This window comes from Chitinophaga niastensis (genome assembly GCF_003014755.1).
Classification (GTDB): Bacteria; Bacteroidota; Bacteroidia; order Chitinophagales; family Chitinophagaceae; genus Chitinophaga; species Chitinophaga niastensis.
In genome coordinates, this window is sequence record NZ_PYAW01000018.1 from 1 (window position 1) to 4257 (window position 4257).

Annotated in this window: 2 protein-coding genes and 1 pseudogene; all 3 read right to left on the minus strand. The window is 39.0% G+C overall.

The annotated features are described in order from the left end of the window. Positions 1-123: 123 nt before the first annotated feature. Complete coding sequence (locus CLV51_RS28700; RefSeq protein ID WP_106531559.1) at positions 124-3702, minus strand: RHS repeat domain-containing protein; 3579 nt, start codon at positions 3700-3702, stop codon at positions 124-126. Positions 3703-3741: 39 nt separating this feature from the next. Next, a complete protein-coding gene (locus tag CLV51_RS28705; protein WP_106531560.1) occupies positions 3742-4056 on the minus strand; it encodes a hypothetical protein in 315 nt (104 codons plus the stop codon). A gap of 3 nt (positions 4057-4059) precedes the next feature. Further along, a pseudogene (locus CLV51_RS28710) lies at positions 4060-4257 on the minus strand (hypothetical protein); the annotation flags it as partial.

Consider the following 4257-nt stretch of genomic DNA (forward strand, 5'->3'; position numbering starts at 1 on the left):
GTACCTGTAGGTACATTCTGAGCAGACAGCGTTGTGGCAAATACGATAATGAATAATACCCCTGCTGCTTTTTTTATATTGGAATTAATATTAAACATATCATTGGTTTTCAAACAGGTGAAATTATTGGGTTACTGGAACCTGGTACTGATAATCGTAAAATTTAAGGACCTTACCATCCTGATCTTTGATCTGTTTCAGGCGCCCAAACGCATCATAGTTATAATAAGAGATCTGATTCTTTTCATCACATTTACTGGTTATCCCTTTCAACGGCTGATAAGTATAAGTGATCATTTGCGCATTCGAAGGATAAAGTCTCACCTCATCGATATACCCGGTACCTGAAATATCTACCTCCGTTACTCCGCTAACAAGGTGTTCATAATAGGTCCAGCCGTTAAGCGATCTCCCGGTTTTTACATTACTGCTGCCGGAAATACTATACTGCCCTGATTTACTCCAATAGGAAACTGTATAAGTAACCCCACTATTCAGATTTGTTTTATATAAATAATACAAGAGCCTTCCTTGTGCCCCAATCCAGTAACATTTTGTTCCTGTGGGTGCAGTACTATCCGTCACATTAATACCATTAATACCACTTAGAAAAAACCAGGTGCCTGTGTTATCAGCTTCAAAAGAGGTATATGCTACATCACTTTGAGCCGCATTAATTACCTCAGCAATCGGATACGTGGAGTTATAATCCCACATGTAACTATGGGTGGCATCATAATTTTTTTCGAATTGCAATATGTTGCCTTTTACATCATAGTTATCAAAACCAACAACCTGATTATAGCGGCTGTCCTTATTAATGCCGGCATTTACCGATAATGGCTGAAAATTATTAATGGGCGATGTTATCTCCAATTTGTATTGCTTGTCCGCAACAATCGTATTTAAACTCCCTAACTTAAACAAATTAACCGCTGCGCCTGTAACCACACCTGTTGTTTGTCCGGAGTAATACAGGCTATCCACACTTTCAACTGTAGCATTAATAATATGTTTTGTAATCATTGTGTCCAATATATTATAACCGGTACTCGTTCCGTTCACCGGTAAATAATCCTGCGGATATCTGACAATTACATTGCGTCTGTTACCCTTACTATCAATAGCCAAATGATTTACAAGCAGATTGTAGGCTCCCTGGCCATATGTCATTTGCTCGCTGGTTGTTACAGGATTAGCCCCGCTGCCTGCAGGCGGATAAACTGTTTTTATCTTCGCCACCAGGTCATACGGATAAAGATAATTTCTGTAAGCAGTACCCTCTATTCCAAACTCGTTTACTCCATAAAAACCGGAAAGCACTATTTGCTTTGACTCTACAGCAGGCGCATATAGGTTCACCAGTGATGGATTAGACGTCGTATACACAAGGCTATCCACTTCCAGCAGGCTATTATTCTGAGCATATACCTCTTCCCTCAGCAAGCTGCCTCTTTCCAGTGATTTTTCGGAGAATGGAAGATAAACCGACTTCTGTTGATCCAATGTATTATCAAAATTCTGATCAGGATTTGTACCCAGATCAGAAAAGTAAGAGATCTTTTTACCATTGCCTGATACTGCCTCTGTTACCTTACTATAGCCTATATAACTACCTGCATTATTGGACGTTCCCGGCATAAGTGATTCGGATATAAAAGTGGCGATGCTGTATTGCCGGCCCTGATTAGTAACACTATTATAAGCGGGCCAGTAATACCTCGCTTTGCCATTTAAAATACCACTTTCATAAGTATAATTAGTGGTAACAGGTGTAGTTCCTGCTCCTGCATTAAAAGTGATTTGTTTGATCCTTAACCCTCCCGCATAGCCACTTTCAGTCTGGAGATAAAAATTACCTGTACTTTCATCTCTATATCGCACCTGGTTATAAGTATGTGGCTCATAAACGAAAGTACTGGTACCTCCACCGGGATATTGAATCGTACTAAGCATGCCAGCTTTCAGATACAAACTATCTGGTTGCCGCAGGTTATAATAATTACTCAGGGTAGTTGCATCAAAACTACTGATATAGCTATTTTTATTGCTAAAAAAGCCCCAGTGGTCAACATTATAACTTAAATACGGAGGAAGGGTATATGAGGAATCATAGATAAACCGATAAGGAGGAAGCTCCTGAAAATTGCTGTTACCTTCCCGTACAGATAAAAGTTTTAACCGTTCTGTGGGCACATTATTGTAATCAAACTTAAAGTACTTGTAAGGAATATTGGGAGATGCATTCGTGTAAACAGCTATTGTATCCAGTTTATACCATCTCAGCAAATCAAAACTTAATGGCTCTACGTATTTTAACACACTACTATTAGTCGGATCATAATACGGTGTTTGCTGTTGCTGCTGTAGACTATAATCATACATCCATTGTCTGGCTCCTAAATTCATAACTCTACCGGAAGACTCTTTATAAGCAAACGGTGGAATATTTATCGGGTTATTAGAATAACCATTAGTAGTCCCGATGCTGGGATCAAAAGAAGAGCCTCCCTGATATAAAAGAGAATTGTAGATCTGGTTATAATCATACGTTAATTCATTGGAACGGGAATAACTGAACGCGATGGTGGTATTGTCAGTTACTATTGTTGCCAGGTAACTGGGGGCAATTAAATGGCCCCTGCATTGGTTAGTATTAAAATTCTTATAGGTATCTCCCGTTGATCCAAATAACCACCCCAGAAAACCGCCGGAAGTATTCGTGGTTTGTGAATATTGATAGCTGATAGCCCTGGAAAAACTGGCAATAGGATATGGGTTATGATAATAATAAAAATTTACGGTATCGTTTTGCGGAAGGATCATCTTACTGATATTCCATGTATTGACTGTACAGCCAACATAATATTGCTGAAAAAAGTCAATACTTTGTTCCATAGCATCCAGTGCGGTGTTATCACTCACGCCGGGAACATATCCGAAAATAAATTTTGTTCCATCTTCCACCGTAATATCCATCCCGGAAATGATCACATGCTGGCTGAATATATAATCTCTCGATGAAAAAAAACCATTATAACTAACAGTGGCACTATCATTTTGAATCGTGGTATATATGTTAACCTTTATATTGGGATTGGATTGTACCCGGATAGTGCCATCCGCATTGATGAAAAATTTGCCACTGTAACCAGGAATATTAAAATTATATTCATCCGGTTCAGCTTCGGAAAAGCCATTGCCTTTACTATAATCAAGACTTATATTGGAGGCAATTGCGGTAATATTAGCAGTGGTATTCCAGCTGCTATTGTTTAGTTTATTAGTATTATAAACATATCCGGATGCAATTGAATAAGTAGCAGTGTTGTTGCCACTTATATCAGGCAAAATCCTTGTAAAGTTAAAGCCATCCTCATCAGGAAGCCCTTTTACAATACGTGTTACAGATCCGCCTGATACTAACGACCAGTTCATCCCAACCGGCCCCGGATGTTGATCCGGCCGTACTCCGGAAGTATTGTAGGATAAAAAGAGCGGCAACTCTTTTTTATTTTCCTTTAAAGTATACAGGGGCACTTTAATACCCACTGTACCGTTATACTTGGATACCGGCATTTCATTATACAATGTCATGGCTGCCGCTGCCGGACTGGAAAAGCTGACATAGCTTTTGGGTAACTGGGCAAGTGCCACCTGGATGCTTAGCAACTGTAATAAGAGTGCTATATATTTTTTCATAAAGAAGAAATGTAAAACTGGTCAATAATTTTTCACCCCCTAATTACCTGTACTTCTGCGCGGGATGGCTGGTTTCACAAAATACCTGCGTGTACTATCCGCAATACCAGACAATGGCCTGATATTTAACGAATCTTTTTGAGGCAAGGCACCTGAGTTGGCCGTTTTTTGTATCACCATAGCAGGATACACGGGGAGCGTTTTCTTTATGAAGGCCGCACTGTCTTTTATTTGAATAAAATGTCCGTGTTGCGCATAGGTACTTTTCACGCTAAAAAAGAAGATCACACAGATACATAAATAAAAGCGGGTCAGGATATTTTTAATTGATTCCATTTTGAAGGGCTTCATCATGCTTTATTGTTTTACATTCACTTTTAACTCCAGTTGTTCAATTCGTTTATTTTGCTCAATGATATACAGGGTTAATTCTTCCATTTTCTGCAGCAGCTTCTTATTCATCTCTCCCAAATCCAGCCCATCTTTCTCTACTTCTTTAGCAGAAGGAATTTCTGGCAGATGCTTATTTTCTTTGATAAAAGTTTCTACATATTG